Here is a 13896-nt window from a genome sequence, read left to right on the forward strand (position 1 = left end):
GCTGCTGGTGTGGTCCGGGGCCGGGGAGCCGGCCCCGGACCACTGCATGTCAGCCGATCAGCAGCCTGATCAGCCGATCGGGTTCAGCTGCGCAGGCGTCAACTTCTCCCGCCACCCTGCGGGGACCTCCTGTGACCAGCCGTTGTAGACCAGCGGGATCGCCACGACGCCCTGGCCGCCCACCCCGGCGTGCGCGACGAGCTCGTCATCGGTCGCCGTGTCCGCCGTTCCGCCCAGCACCAGCTGGCCGGCGACGGCGGCGTCGGAGATGTCCCCGTCGTTGTTCGGGTCGACGTCGATGATCTGCGAGGCGTTGGAGAACTTGTTGGAGATGTAGGCGTAGTAGCCGCCACCCTTCTTGGCGCCGAAGTTGCCGCCGTGGCAACCGGCGTTGCAGGGCAGGTCCTTGACCACCTTGTTGGTCTTCGGATCGATCACCGAGACCGTCTGGGACAGGGTGTTCGCGGCGAGCATCGCCTTGCCGTCCGGGCTCACCGGGAGCTGGATGGTCAGCCCACCCCACGGACCGGTGGGGCCGGTCAGCGGGTTGTAGTTCTGCCACAGGTCGATCGTGGAGCTGTGCGCCACGGCGCCGTCGGGGGTCGCACAGGCGTCCTCCGCCAGCGAGACGCACGAGATGCTCATGCCGAGGAAGTCGGACAGGTACGCCTTCTTCGAGTCCGGCGTCATCGAGGTGGCGATCGGGAAGTACCCGACGGAGTCGTGCTTCACGGTCCCCGACTCCATGTCGACGATGACCGCCTCGTTGGTCATCGTGTTCGGCGCGACGACCGTCTTGCCGTCATGGCTGGTCCAGTGCGCGTGCGGGTGCGGCGTGATGCCGCTCTCCGGGTCGACGTTGATGCGGCGGGTGATCTCGGTGCCGCCCGGCGCCAGCTCGACGATGTCCGTGCCGGCGTTGATGCCGACCACGAGCTGGTCGGTGTCCGGCCGGGTCATCACGTGCGCCGGGTTGGGCCCGACCTCGATCTGCCGGACGGTCGCCCCGGTCTCGCGGTCGAAAACGTCGGTCTCGTTGTCGAACCACTCGTTGGCGTACAGGTACTTGTACTCCTTGTCCGTCCACATGTTGTGCGGGTTGTTCATGTCGATCCCGGGGGCGGCGATCTTCCGGTCGATCGTCCAGTTCTCCGCGTTGATCTTGGTGATGGCCCCGTGCTTCTCCTTGCCGGCGAAGTCCTCCATCTGGGTCGCGATCCAGACCTCACCCACGCCGGGGACGTCGGGCTTCTTGTTCAGCGCCGGCAATGTCCTCGGGTAGTCGAACTTCTGGTCGTAGTAGGCGTCCAGGTTGGGGATCAGAACCGGCTTGCCCGCCTCGTCGTACTGCAGGATCGGGGCCGGGGGCTGGAACGGGTTCCAGGCCACGTCCTCGGTCTCGCTGAACACCTGCCAGTTGTTCGGGTTGGTGATCGTGAAGAACGCGTTCACCAGCCGCTGGATGATGTCGGCGTTCGACGGAACCGGGGTGTCCTTGCCGTTGACCAGCAGGGTCTTGCCGAAGTCGAGGCCCAGCGTGAGCGGGTCGTCCACGACGACCGCACCGAGCATGTACGGCGCCACGGAGTCCGTGAAGGCGTAGAGCCCTGGCTCGGTGAGCTGGATCGTCTTCTCGCCGAAGAACGCACCGCCCGCGTCCATGTACGGGAACTCCTTCGCGCCCTCCGGCGCGATCAGCCCGATCGGGTTGCGGATGCCCTCGGAACGGGCCGGGTCGACGTTGAAGGTCACCGAGACCGGCGGCCCCACGACGGCGAACTCCGCAAGCGAGTCGAGCACGCCCTGCAGGTCCACGCCGACCGGGAGGGAGAGCAGGTCGACCGGCGCGTCGGCCGGCAGCCCGGCCAGGACCCCGTTCAGCTCACCGATCAGCGACTCGGCCTCGAGGGCGAGCCCGCCGGCCTCCGCGTTGGAAGCGCCGATCCCCTTGACGGCGGACAGGGTCTGGTCCAGGCCCAGCACGTCGTCGAGACCCAGCAGCCCACCGGACGGAGCGGGAGCAGGGGCGGGGGCGGGAGCAGGAGCGGGCGTGGGCGTGGCCTCGGCCTCGGCTGCCTCCTCGGGCTCGTCCGTGGTGGAGGTGGAGGTGGGAGCGGGCGTGTCCTCGACCTCCGCCGCCTCCTCGGGCTCCTCCGTGGTGGAGGTGGAGGTCGGGGTGGGGGCAGGGGCTGGGGCGGCCGCAGGCTCCTCCCCGCCGCCGAGAAGACCACCGGTGATCCCGCCGACACCCTCGGTCAGGCCCTCGGTGAGCCCGCCGGTCGCACCGCCGGCGGCACCACCGGTGACCCCGTCGACCAGGCCGCCGATGTCGCTCTCGAGCACCGGACCACCGATGCTGGGCACCGCGATGTCCGTGCCCAGCCTCGGCAGCACGGCGACCGCGAGCGAGCTGCTGCCGAACAGGTTCAGCCCGGAGTCGAACCACGAGCCGTTCTCGTCGGTCATGTTGAACGTGATCGGCAGCGGGCCGACCCCGATCGGCTGCTGAGCGGCAGCCGGCGTCGCTGTCATCGTCGTGGCACCGACCGCCGCCATCACCGTCGCTGCGGCGAGGCGGCGCCGTCTCTTTCCAGACCCCGCAGGGCCTCGGGGAGCGATTTCGGACATGTGTTTCCTCTCGTGTCTTGCACCGATTCGCAGGACTCTCGGACCGCAACTGCCGACCCATTTCTGGACGCGCAGTGACGACGGCACACCGAACCACCGCAGCGACCCGGGAGATTGCACTTCGGGGAGTAACTCGTCCATCACTCCCGGGTCGCGGGATGCGCAAAGTTTGCACGCACGGAGTAACAACGAGGTGCAAACGGATGACTCTTCCGTTACAGAGCACTACTCCGTACGGAGTACGCGCCGGTGAGCCTGCAGACACCGAGAGTTAACTGCTGTCAGCCGTAACCGAGCGCGCGTTCGGTCGTTGACAACGTGGCCGCTCCGAATGCGCACCGAAAACAGCAACGGGCCCCCGGATCGGCAGATTCCTGCCGATCCGGGGGCCCGGGCGAATTCGTCGTTCGATGTTGTCAGGCGACCGCGGTCTCCCTCGCCAGCACCCGGCGGGCGAGCGCCCGCACGTCGTAGTCGACCGCCACGAGCTCCGCCTCGCCGGGGGTCGCGCGCTCGAGCAGGCGGCGCGCCGCCATGTGCGTGCCCGGATCGTTGACCGACTCGACCGCGGTCAGCCGCCCGTCCCGCATGCAGAACACCGAGAAGCGCGCCGCGTCACCGCGCACCACCAGCTCAGCGGAATCCCCCGCGATCCCGACCAGCTGCAGCCGGAGTGCCCCCTGGTTGCTCCAGAACCACGGCAGCGCGCAGTACGGCCGCTCCTCGCCCAGGATGCGGGCGGCGGCGTAGCGGCCGTGGTCGGTCGCGTTCTGGATGGACTCCAACCGCCGTCTCGTACCGGTGGCCGGATCGCACACCACGGCGCAGTCGCCGATCGCGATGATCCGCGGGTCCGAGGTGGTCAGCCACCGGTCGACGAGCACGCCCCCGTCCGTGGCGAGCCCGGCCCGGCGGGCCAGGCCGTCTTCTGCGGTGGCACCGATGCCCAGCACGACGAGGTCCGCCGGCAACACCCGGCCGGAGCCCGTCCGCACCCCCGTCACGTGTCCGGCGTCCCCGACCAGCTCGGTGGCGTGCTCACCGAAGCACAGCCCGACGCCATCGGCGCGGTGGTGGGCGGCGACGGCGGCCGAGACCGGCGGGGACACCGCCCGTCCGAGCAACCGGTCGGCGAGCTCGACCACCGACACGTCGACACCGCGCTTGCGCGCCGCGCTCGCCACCTCCATGCCGATGAACCCGCCGCCCAGCACGACCATCCGCCCGGCGCCGACGAGCGACGCGCGCAGCGCGAGCGCGTCGTCGAGAGTGCGCAGCTCAGCCACCCCGCGCAGCGACCGGCCGGGGAGCTCGATCCGGCGCGGCGCGGCGCCCGTTGCGAGCACCAGGTGGTCGTAGTCCAGCGGCCGGTCGCCTGCGATGTGCACCTGCTGCCGGGCCCGGTCGACGTCGACCGCGGGCCCGTGCCGAAGGACGATCCCGCGATCGGCGAAGAACGCCTCGGAACGGAGCGCGAGTGCGCCCGGATCGCCGCCGTCGGCGAGCATCTCCTTCGACAGCGGAGGTCGCTGGTAGGGCAGATGCCGTTCGGCGCCGACCACCGTCACCGGACCGGAATAGCCGCCCGCACGCAAGGACGCCGCCGCCTCCACGCCCGCGTGCCCCGCGCCGATCACCACGACTCCGTGCATCTCGGGCCTCGGCATGTCAGACCTGCTCGGCGGGGACGCGGACGACGAGATGGGCGCCCTCCTCCGTGGGGACGAGCTGGCAGCTCAGCCGGCTGTTCTCCGCGCGTGGAGCAGCGGTCCACTCCAGCATCTCGTCCTCGTCGCCGGACGGCGGCCCGAACTCCTCGGTGCTGTGGTCGAGGTAGACGTGGCAGGTCCCGCAGGTCGCGGCGCCGCCGCACTCACCGACGATGCCGCGCACCTGGTTACGCAACGCGGCCCGCATCAGGCTCGTCGCGACAGCCACCTCGACGGTGTGCTCCGAACCGTCGTCGTACACGTAGGTGACTTTTGGCACGCTCATCTCCTTCTCGTGGTCGACGGATCGGCGGACGATCAGGGGAATGGATTCCACGTTCCGAAAACGGTCCGAACCGATCCGAGTTCGCGCGATCAGACCGTGCCAAACGAGCGTGACCGCGGCGTCGCACACCGTAAAGTCACGGTAACGAAGAACTCTGCGGATCTGCTCGTGGCTGTGAGACCCGGCCTGGCCCGAACCGGATGCCGCCGGGTGGCCCGCTGTCCGGTCGAACCATCCGGCGGCCGCCGCTGGGGAGCGAATACTGTGGATGTCGATCCCGGATCGCGGGATCGGCAATTTCTACCGAACCGGAGTGACAACCACGAACAGCTGCGTGAGCCTTTCGTTACGACCATCTCATCCGGACACGTCGTCGAGAGTGAGAGGGTGGTCACGCAGTGTTTACCACCGATCGCGCATCCCGGTCGTTAGGGAGCACCTGCCTGCGAGCGGGAGGTGTGAGTCATGCTGGGGACGTGACCACCGGGGAGACGAGTGCCGTCGGGCGCGATCGGGTGCACGTGATCGCCGCCGCCGAGCTGGAATCGACAGTACGCGCGATCTTCACCGCGGCCGGCTGCGCCGACGAGGAGGCCGCGCTGGTGGCCCGCGAACTCGTCGGCGCGAACCTCGCGGGCCACGACAGCCACGGCGTCGTGCGAGTGCCGCTGTACGTCGACTGGATGCGGGAGGGCTGGGTCCGAGCCGGACAGCAGGCCGAGATCGTCACCGACGGCGGTGCGTTCGTGGTGCTGGACGGGCACGGGGGCTTCGGCCAGACGATCGCCGCGCAGGCGGTGGCCCTCGGCGTCGAACGGGCCTCGGCCAACGGCAGCTGCATCGTGGCCCTGCGCAACTCGGGGCACGTCGGCCGCGTCGGCGCCTACGCCGAGACGGCGCTCGCCGCCGGCCTGATCTCGATCCACTTCGTGAACGTGGCCAAGTCGCCGCTGGTGGCGCCGTTCGGCGCGGTCGAGCGGCGGTTCTCCACCGCGCCGTTCGCCGTGGGAGTTCCGCTGCCGGACCGTCCGGTGGTGCTGGACTTCGCCACGTCGCTCGTCGCCGAGGGGAAGGTGCAGGTGGCCTCGTACGGTGGCAGGCCGCTGCCTCCGGACGCCCTGATCGGCCCGGAGGGCGTGCCGTCGGACGACCCGCGCCTGCTCTACGGCGACTACGGACCCACCGACCTGCGCCGCCCGGGCGGGGGAGTCGGTGCCATCCGCGCGTTCGGCGAGCACAAGGGTTCGGGCCTCGCGCTGATGTGCGAGCTGCTCGCAGGCGCCTTCACCGCGGGCGGCTGCGCCGGCCCGATCGACGGCCCGCGCAAGGGCATCGCCAACGGGATGCTGTCGATCTACCTCTCCCCGGCCCACTTCGGCACGCAGGCCGAGTTCGAGCGGATCGCGCGCGAGTACCTGGACTGGGTGCTCGGCGCGCGTCCGATCGACCCGGCCGTGCCGGTGCTGCTCCCCGGCGAGCCGGAGGCCGCCACCCGCGAGGAGCGGCTGACGAAGGGCATCCCCATCCCGGTGAACACGTGGGGGGCGATCCTCCGCACGGCGGAGGGCCTCGGCGTCACCGCCTGAGCCGTCACTGGTCGCTTCCGGTCCGCACGGCGAACTCGGCCGTGTGCACGGCACCGCCGTGCTTGAACTCGAGGAACAGCCGGTGCTCCCCCGCCCCCGGCACCTCCACCGTGAACGCGATGCCCGCGCCCGCGCGGTGCGCCGAGGCCGGTGCGGCGTCGGGTGGCATGGCAGCCGTTCGCAGGTAGGCCTGGTCGGACCGGCGCAGCACGACGAGATGGCCCAGCCCGCCGAGATGGGGCTCGATGTCGGTCACCGGGAGGCGGTCGCGGTCGATCGCCACGAACACCTCCGACGTGCCGCCCGCCACCAGGTCGGCGTCGAGTCGCACGTCGTAGCCGTCGACGTGGGCCGTGCGGGATGTCGAGAACCCTTCGGGCGAGAACCTCCCGGGCGCGAACAGGTCCATGCCGAGCACGAGTGCGGGCCCACCGGCCGCCACGAAGTCGACGTACGCGCGGTACACCCCGGCGGCCGGCAGCGTGAGTTGCGCCCGCCAGACGCCGTCCGGACCGATGACCGGGTCCGGGTGCAGGAACCCCCCGCCATCCCGAGCCGCGACGACGAGGTCCAGCTGCCGCTCGTCCTTCGCGTCGAACGCCGTGAAGGGGAGCCCGTCGGGCCCGACGACGACGAACGCGAGCTCGCCCGCTGTGCCCGGCGTGTACGTCGTGGGGCCGCGCGGCACGAGTGTGTACCCGGCCCAGCTGGAGACGAGGCCGGCCGACCCGATGTCGAGCGCGACTCCCGAGTACCTGCTCTCGGCGTGCCCGTCGGCACCGGTCGGAGGGGGGACGAGAGCACCGGGCGCCAGCGTTCCCGCCCACCACGCCCCACCGAAGACCAGCGCCAACACCGCCATGAAGCCCCCGAAACGCACCGCCGGGCCCATCCGCGTCCCCCCTCGTCGCCGGTACAACGGGCGCGACCCGCTCCGATGACGGGATCCGCGCGCCAACCGGCTGTGGAATCGCCCACGTGCAACCGGATGCGCCCGATTCGCGGGAACGGTTGCGTTCACCCCGAGGGGTGACTACGGTCACCGGCGTCACTGTCGATGCGTATCGACAAACCCGACGGAGGGAGGCGCCCATGGCCACCAGCCGGGACGTCGCCCGGGTAGCGGGGGTGTCGCAGAGCACGGTCTCCTACGTCATGAGCGGCCGCCGCTCGATCTCGCCGGAGACCCGCAAGCGCGTGCTCGACGCCATCGAACAGCTCACCTACCAGCCCAACGCAGGTGCCCGCGCGCTCGCGAGCCAGCGCACCCAGGTCGTCGGTCTCGTCGTCCCGTTCGGGCCGGCCGCCGACACCGCGGGCCTGCTGCCCTTCATCGAGACGATCGCGAGCTGCGCGCGGGCCGAGGACCACGACGTCCTGCTCGTGACCGCCGACGAGGGCGCGGCCGGGCTCATCCGCCTCGCCGGTCGGGCGCTCTGCGACGCGATCGTGCTGATGGGCATCGGCGCCGACGACGCGCGCATCCCGGTGGCCGCCACGCTCTCGGTGCCGGTGATCCTCATCGGCGTCCCGGACGACAGCGCCGGCCTGCACTGCGTCGACGTCGACTTCGCGCTGGCCGGCGCACTCGCCGTCGACGAGCTCGCCGGACTCGGGCACGACCGGGTCGTGCTCATCGGACACCCGGCCGAGGTCATCGAGCGCGACATCAACTTCGTGCGCCGGTTCCAGCGGGGCGCCGCGGCGGCGGCCGAGCGGCACGGGATCGGCTACTCGGTGGTGGCCCCCGTACCGCCGGACACCGCGGGCGCCCGCGAGGCCGTCGAGCGCGCACTCGAGGGCGGTGGCCTGCCGGGCATCGTCGTGCCGAACTCGCAGGCCGTCGGGCCGGTGCTCCACGCCCTGGTCGAACGAGGGCTCGTCCCGGGCCGGGACATCTCGCTGATCGGCCTGTGCACCGACGCGGCCGCCGAGGCCACCACGCCCGCCGTCACGAACGTGTCGCTGGAGCCGCGGGACGTCTCGCGGCGCGCGATGGAGATCCTCTTCCGCCTGCTCGACCGCGACGGGGACGACCCCGCCCAGCTCGTCGAGCTGATCCCGCCCCGGCTCACGCGCCGGGACACCACGCTGCCCGCCCCCTGACCCGGCCGCGCACCCCGCGGCCGACGCACGCCCGCAATCGATACGTATCGACCGAGAGGACCGGACATGGCTCGACGAGGAGCATCACTACGGACCGCCCTCCCCGCGCTGGTCGCGGCCGCCGCGCTGGGGCTCACCGCCTGTGGCGGCGGGAGCGGTGGCGGCGGTGGCGGCGGCGGGGAAGTCACGTCGCTGCGGGTGCTCGACTACTACAACAACGAGCCCGACAAGACCGTCTACGCCCGCAAGCTCGACGAGTGCGGCCAGCAGGCAGGCGTGAAGATCGAGCGCGAGGTCGTGCCGGGCGCGCAGCTGATCGCGAAGGTCCTGCAGCAGGCGTCCTCGCGGACGCTGCCGGACGTCCTCATGCTCGACAACCCCGACCTGCAGCAGATCGCCGAGACCGGCGCGCTCGCCCCGATCACCGACTTCGGGCTCTCCGCTGACGGGTTCCAGGAGGGCGTCAAGACCGCGTCGACCTTCGAGGGCAAGGTCTACGGGCTGCAACCGATCACCAACTCGATCGGCCTGTTCTACAACGTCGACATGCTCAACCAGGCCGGCATCACGCCGCCGAAGACCTGGGACGAGCTCAAGGCGGCCGCTGCGGCGCTCACGCAGGGCCAGCGGTACGGCGTCGCGTTCTCCGCGGTGGCCGACTACGAGGGCGCATGGCAGTTCCTGCCGTTCATGTGGACCAACGGGGGCGACGAGACCAACATCGCGAGCCCGGAGACCGCGGAGGCGCTGCAGCTGTGGGTCGACCTGGTGAGCTCCGGTGCGGCGTCGCGGTCGGTGCTGAACTGGACCCAGGCCGATGTCAGGGAGCAGTTCGCGGCGGGCAACGCGGCGATGATGGTGAACGGGCCGTGGCAGTTCCCCGCGCTCGACAAGGTGCAGGGCCTCAAGTACGAGGTCGTGCCGATCCCGGTGCCGCAGGCCGGTGAGACCGTGGTGGCCCCGCTCGGCGGCGAGACCTGGACGATCCCGCAGACGGGCGACCCGGCCCGCCAGGCCAAGGCCGCCGAGATCGTCGCGTGCCTGAACACCGACGAGAACCAGATCGCGCTGGCCACCGAGCGCACCACCGTGCCGACCAAGACGGCACTGCGCGACCGGTTCACCGCCGAGGTGCCGCGGATGGCGGCGTTCACCGAGATCGTGCAGACCGCGCGGGCGCGCACCGGCAAGCTCGGCCCCGAGTGGCCCGCCGCCGCCACCCGCATCTACACCGCGGTCCAGACCGCGATCACCGGCGGCGCCCCGCCGCTCCAGGCGCTCCAGCAGGCTCAGAATGGCTGACGGAGCCAGGCCGGCGGGTGCGGTCGCCACCGCACCCGGCCGGCCACTCGCCAGCGACGCCGCGCCCGCACCCCCGAAGGCCCCGGCAGGCGGGTGGTGGTCGCCCCGCGGGCGCGAGCGGATGCTGCAGCTCGCGTTCCTCGTGCCCGCGGTGGCCTACCTGCTGCTGTTCTTCGGCTACCCGGTGGTCCAGAACGCCCTGATGGGGTTCCAGGAGTACACGACGCGGACGTTCTACACGGGCGAAGCGCCGTTCGTCGGGCTGGCCAACTACGTCACCGTGCTGTCGTCGGGACTGTTCGGCACGGCGCTGCTCAACACCGTGCTGTTCACGGTCGGCTCGATCGCGGGGCAGTTCGTGATCGGTCTCGGCATCGCGCTGTTCTTCCACCGGCGGTTCCCGCTGTCCGGGGTGCTGCGCTCGTTGCTGCTGATGCCGTGGCTCATCCCCCTGATCGTCTCCGGGGCGGTGTGGCGCTGGATCCTCGACCAGGACAACGGTGCCCTCAACCGGTTCCTCGGCGGCATCGGCGTGGCCGACAACCCGGGATGGCTCACCAGCACCTCGCTCGCCCTGATCGCGGTGATCGGCGTGAACATCTGGATCGGGATCCCGTTCAACACCACAATCCTCTACGGCGGCCTGCAGGACATCCCGCAGGACCTGTACGAGGCCGCGGCGCTGGACGGGGCCACCGGATGGCGGGCGTTCCGGCACGTGACGTGGCCGCTGCTGCGGCCCGTTGTGAACGTGGTGCTGGTGCTCGGGGTCGTCTACACGATCAAGGTGCTGGACATCATCCTCGGGCTCACCGACGGCGGTCCGGCCAACGCGACGCAGACGATCGCGACGCAGGCCTACCACCTGTCGTTCCAGGAGTTCCGTTTCGGCGAGGGCGCGGCGATGGGCAACATCCTGATCATCATCTCGCTGGTGTTCGCCATCCTCTACCTGCGCGCCAACCGGCGCGCGCTGGCCCGGTGAGGCGTCGATGAACACACGGACCCACGGCTGGGGCTACACCGCGATCGCGGTGCTGATCCTCGCCGTGATGCTGTTCCCGCTGTACTGGATGTTCAACGTCTCGCTGCAGCCGAGCGGCTCGGCCGTCGGCACGCCGTGGATCCCGCTCGAGCTGTCCTTCGACGGCTATGCGACAGCCCTGCGCGAGCAGGGCCGCAACCTCGTCACCAGCCTGATCGTGGCCACCGGCAGCGTGCTGTTCAGCCTGCTGATCGCCACACCGGCGGCGTACGCGCTGGCGCAGTTCAAGGTGCGCGGCGCGGGCGTGGTGCTCTTCGGGATCCTGATCAGCCAGATGATCCCCGGGATCGTCGTGGCCAACGCGCTGTACAACGCCTACAGCGACCTCGGCCTGCTGAACTCCATCCCCGGGCTGATCCTCGCCGACTCCACGCACGGCATCCCGTTCGCGATCCTGATCATGCGCGCCTACCTGCTGTCGATCCCGGGCGAGGTCATCGAGGCCGCGCGGGTGGACGGGGCGGGGCAGATCCGCGCATTCGTCGCGATCGTGCTGCCGATGAGCCGCAACGCGCTGGTGACGGCAGCGCTCTTCACGTTCCTGTTCACGTGGAGCGACTTCCTGTTCGCGCTCACGCTGACCACCACCGAGACGGTGCGGCCGGTGACCCTGGGGATCTTCCAGTACATCGGCACGTACGTGAACGACTGGAGCTCGGTGATGGCCACCGCCGTGCTCGCCTCCCTCCCCGCAGTGGTGCTGCTGGTCGTTGCCCAGCGCTTCGTCGCCGCAGGCGTCGCCAGCGGCGCTGTGAAATAAAAGCGTGAAATAGAAAGGACTCAATCTGTGACTCCCGTCCGCGTGACCGTCTGGGGCGAGAACCGCCACGAGAAGGTCGAGGAGCACGTCCGCAAGATCTACCCGGACGGCATGCACGAGACCATCGCAGACGGCATCCGCGAGAACCTCGGCGACGGAGCCGTCGTCCGGACCGTCACCCTCGACGACCCGGAGCACGGGCTCACCGAGGAGTCGCTGCAGGACACCGACGTGCTCGTCTGGTGGGGCCACGCCGCGCACGGCGAGGTGGCCGACGAGGTGGTGGAGCGCGTGCACCACCACGTGCTGTCCGGCATGGGTCTCGTGGTGCTGCACTCCGGGCACTGGTCGAAGATCTTCATGAAGCTCATGGGCACCAGCTGCACGTTGCGCTGGCGCAGCGAGCACGACCGGGAGCTCATCTGGACCGTCGACCCCACCCACCCGATCGCGGAGGGGGTCCCGCACCCCCTCGAGATCGAGGAGGACGAGATGTACGGGGAGTTCTTCGACATCCCCGCTCCCGACGAGCTGATCTTCATCAGCACGTTCTCCGGTGGGGAGGCGTTCCGCAGCGGCTGCACGTTCCGCCGCGGCCACGGCAAGATCTTCTACTTCCGGCCCGGCGACCAGGACTACCCGACCTACCACCACAAGGACGTGCGCCGGGTGATCGCCAACGGCGTGAAGTGGGCGAAGACCGACCGCCCCGAGCGCGCCGAGCCGGTGCTGCTGCGCTACGAGACCGGCGAGTTCTTCAAGGGCGCCGGCTACACGGGGCCGCTGGGATGACCCTCGCCGATCCACTGCGGGTGGTGCTGGTCGGCGCGGGCCTCATGGGGCGGGCCTGGCGCGACACGATCGAGGCCGCCCCCGGCGTCGAGCTGGTCGGGATCGCCGACCTCGACCCGGCCACCGCCGAGGCCACCGCGGCAGCGCTGGGCCGTCCGGTGCCCACCGGCACCGACGGCGTCGCGCTCGCCGCTGCCACCGGCGCCCGTGCCATCGTGAACGCGACCGTGCCGGAGGCCCACCACCCGGTCACGACCGCGGCGCTGTTCGCCGGCCTCGACGTGCTGGGCGAGAAGCCGGTCGCTCCCACCGTGGCCCAGGCGCTCTCGCTCGCCGCCGCGTCCGCGGTGACCGGGCGGCTGTTCATGGTGAGCCAGTCGCGGCGGTGGAACCCGCAGCTGTTCGCGCTGCGCGCCATGGCGGAGGACCTCGGCACGCCGGGCTCCCTCACCACCGAGTTCTTCCGCGAGTCCCACTTCCCCGGGTTCCGCGAGGAGATGGCGCACCCGCTGCTGGTCGACATGGCGATCCACCCGTTCGACTCCGCCCGGTTCCTGCTCGGCGCCGAGCCGGTGGCGGCGTACTGCGAGTCGCACAACCCGCCGTGGAGCTGGTTCGCGGGCGACGCCGCGGCCACCGCCGTGTTCGAGATGACCGGCGGCATCCGCTACACCTACACCGGCAGCTGGGTCAGCCCTGGCCGGCAGACGTCCTGGAACGGTGAGTGGCGCCTCGCTGCGGAGAAGGGCTCGGCGCACTGGGACGGCGACCACGACCCGGTGTTCGAGGCCGACGTCGAACCGACGCCGCGCACGGCGGCCCCGTACTCGGGGATCGAGGGTGCGCTGCTGGTGTTCACCGACGCCCTGCGCACCGGCGTGCCGCCGATGGGCGAGGTGCACGAGAACGTGCTGAGCCTCGCCATGGTCGAGGCCGCGGTGCGCTCGGCGGACACCGGTCAGCGCGTGCTGATCGACGACGTGCTCGCCGACGCCCACGCAGCGGCCCTGCAGGCGGAGACGAACCCGGACGTCCGCGACGCACTGGCCTCCTGGCCATCGGTGCGCTCGGTCCTCACCGCCGGCCGTTCATAGCCCGTGGGTGGATACGAGTGCTCCAGCACTCGTATCCACCCACGGCCAATACGCTGGGACGATGCGGCTGTTCGTGGCGATCCGGCCGCCCGCCGACGTCGTCGAGGTGCTCGGCGCGCTGCGGCGGGAGCCCGTCGCGGGCGTCACGTGGTCGGTGCCCGAGCAGTGGGTGGTGAAGCTGCGACCGCTCGGGCACGTACCCGACCGCGTCGTGAGTCCCCTGGTCGCGGCGCTGGCGGACGAGCTGGCCGGTGTCCCGCCCGTGCGGTGCGCCCTCGGTCCGGCCACCCGCAGGCTGGGCGGCCAGTGGCTCGGCGCCCCGGTCTCCGGGCTGGACGACCTCGCAGCGCTCGTGTTCGACGCGACGGTCGGGCTGGTGCCGGTGACCCACCCCCAGCCGTTCCAGGCCGACGTCGTGCTGGCCAGGGGCCGGGTGCCCGCCGCGCTCGCCGGTGAGGCGGTGGCTGCGGCGTGGACCGCCCACGAGGTCGCCCTGGTGGCCGACCGCTCCTCTCCCCAGCGTCCCCTCCTGGACGACGTCGCGACGTTCGGGTTGGCGGGCTGAGTTTTCCGAAACGGCCCCGCGCG

General features: G+C 71.0%; 12 protein-coding genes. 8 read left to right on the plus strand and 4 right to left on the minus strand.

Annotated features, from left to right (window positions below; translation table 11 throughout):
* Positions 1-69: 69 nt before the first annotated feature.
* The 3 genes from FB388_RS40555 to FB388_RS26060 all read right to left on the minus strand — a co-directional run bounded on the left by FB388_RS40555 (position 70) and on the right by FB388_RS26060 (position 4617).
* Positions 70-2532, minus strand: coding sequence for a YncE family protein (locus FB388_RS40555; protein ID WP_246122413.1), 2463 nt, complete (start codon positions 2530-2532; stop codon positions 70-72).
* Between the two features lie 512 nt (positions 2533-3044).
* Complete coding sequence (locus FB388_RS26055; RefSeq protein ID WP_142104783.1) at positions 3045-4295, minus strand: NAD(P)/FAD-dependent oxidoreductase; 1251 nt, start codon at positions 4293-4295, stop codon at positions 3045-3047.
* Position 4296: 1 nt separating this feature from the next.
* Complete coding sequence (locus FB388_RS26060) at positions 4297-4617, minus strand: 2Fe-2S iron-sulfur cluster-binding protein (protein ID WP_142104784.1); 321 nt, start codon at positions 4615-4617, stop codon at positions 4297-4299.
* 482 nt (positions 4618-5099) lie between these two features.
* On the opposite strand from FB388_RS26060, the gene FB388_RS26065 reads away from it, so the two are divergent.
* A complete protein-coding gene (locus FB388_RS26065) occupies positions 5100-6209 on the plus strand; it encodes a malate/lactate/ureidoglycolate dehydrogenase (protein ID WP_246122414.1) in 1110 nt (369 codons plus the stop codon).
* A 4-nt stretch (positions 6210-6213) separates the two neighbouring features.
* Here the strand turns inward: FB388_RS26065 and FB388_RS26070 are convergent, their stop codons facing one another.
* On the minus strand, positions 6214-7089 hold the full coding sequence (locus tag FB388_RS26070) for a hypothetical protein (RefSeq protein WP_142104785.1): 876 nt from the start codon (positions 7087-7089) through the stop codon (positions 6214-6216).
* A 212-nt stretch (positions 7090-7301) separates the two neighbouring features.
* Here FB388_RS26070 and FB388_RS26075 point away from each other — a divergent pair, with 212 nt between their 5' ends.
* The 7 genes from FB388_RS26075 (at position 7302) to FB388_RS26105 (ending at position 13873) form a co-directional block, all read left to right on the plus strand.
* The gene (locus FB388_RS26075; protein WP_142104786.1) at positions 7302-8315 is read left to right on the plus strand and encodes a LacI family DNA-binding transcriptional regulator; all 1014 of its coding nucleotides are present in this window, start codon (positions 7302-7304) and stop codon (positions 8313-8315) included.
* Positions 8316-8381: 66 nt separating this feature from the next.
* Positions 8382-9617: a sugar ABC transporter substrate-binding protein gene (locus FB388_RS26080; RefSeq protein WP_142104787.1), complete on the plus strand. Its 1236-nt coding sequence runs from the start codon at positions 8382-8384 to the stop codon at positions 9615-9617.
* On the plus strand, positions 9610-10602 hold the full coding sequence (locus FB388_RS26085; RefSeq protein WP_142104788.1) for a carbohydrate ABC transporter permease: 993 nt from the start codon (positions 9610-9612) through the stop codon (positions 10600-10602). The genes FB388_RS26080 and FB388_RS26085 overlap by 8 nt, the downstream gene beginning before the upstream one ends.
* A gap of 7 nt (positions 10603-10609) precedes the next feature.
* The gene (locus FB388_RS26090; protein WP_142104789.1) at positions 10610-11422 is read left to right on the plus strand and encodes a carbohydrate ABC transporter permease; all 813 of its coding nucleotides are present in this window, start codon (positions 10610-10612) and stop codon (positions 11420-11422) included.
* A gap of 27 nt (positions 11423-11449) precedes the next feature.
* Complete coding sequence (locus FB388_RS26095; RefSeq protein ID WP_246122415.1) at positions 11450-12214, plus strand: ThuA domain-containing protein; 765 nt, start codon at positions 11450-11452, stop codon at positions 12212-12214.
* A complete protein-coding gene (locus FB388_RS26100) occupies positions 12211-13308 on the plus strand; it encodes a Gfo/Idh/MocA family protein (protein WP_142104791.1) in 1098 nt (365 codons plus the stop codon). The genes FB388_RS26095 and FB388_RS26100 overlap by 4 nt, the downstream gene beginning before the upstream one ends.
* A 61-nt stretch (positions 13309-13369) precedes the next feature.
* On the plus strand, positions 13370-13873 hold the full coding sequence (locus FB388_RS26105) for a 2'-5' RNA ligase family protein (RefSeq protein ID WP_142104792.1): 504 nt from the start codon (positions 13370-13372) through the stop codon (positions 13871-13873).
* Positions 13874-13896 lie beyond the last annotated feature (23 nt).

The organism is Pseudonocardia cypriaca (assembly GCF_006717045.1).
In the GTDB taxonomy this organism is placed as follows: domain Bacteria; phylum Actinomycetota; class Actinomycetes; order Mycobacteriales; family Pseudonocardiaceae; genus Pseudonocardia; species Pseudonocardia cypriaca.

Bases quoted from the DNA above. Each gene is read 5' to 3' on its own strand.
- FB388_RS40555 (WP_246122413.1), bottom strand. From the start codon at position 2,532: ATGACAGCGACGCCGGCTGCCGCTCAGCAGCCGATCGGGGTCGGCCCG.
- FB388_RS26055 (WP_142104783.1), bottom strand. From the start codon at position 4,295: ATGCCGAGGCCCGAGATGCACGGAGTCGTGGTGATCGGCGCGGGGCAC.
- FB388_RS26075 (WP_142104786.1), top strand. From the start codon at position 7,302: ATGGCCACCAGCCGGGACGTCGCCCGGGTAGCGGGGGTGTCGCAGAGC.
- FB388_RS26080 (WP_142104787.1), top strand. From the start codon at position 8,382: ATGGCTCGACGAGGAGCATCACTACGGACCGCCCTCCCCGCGCTGGTC.
- FB388_RS26085 (WP_142104788.1), top strand. From the start codon at position 9,610: ATGGCTGACGGAGCCAGGCCGGCGGGTGCGGTCGCCACCGCACCCGGC.
- FB388_RS26090 (WP_142104789.1), top strand. From the start codon at position 10,610: ATGAACACACGGACCCACGGCTGGGGCTACACCGCGATCGCGGTGCTG.
- FB388_RS26100 (WP_142104791.1), top strand. From the start codon at position 12,211: ATGACCCTCGCCGATCCACTGCGGGTGGTGCTGGTCGGCGCGGGCCTC.
- FB388_RS26105 (WP_142104792.1), top strand. From the start codon at position 13,370: ATGCGGCTGTTCGTGGCGATCCGGCCGCCCGCCGACGTCGTCGAGGTG.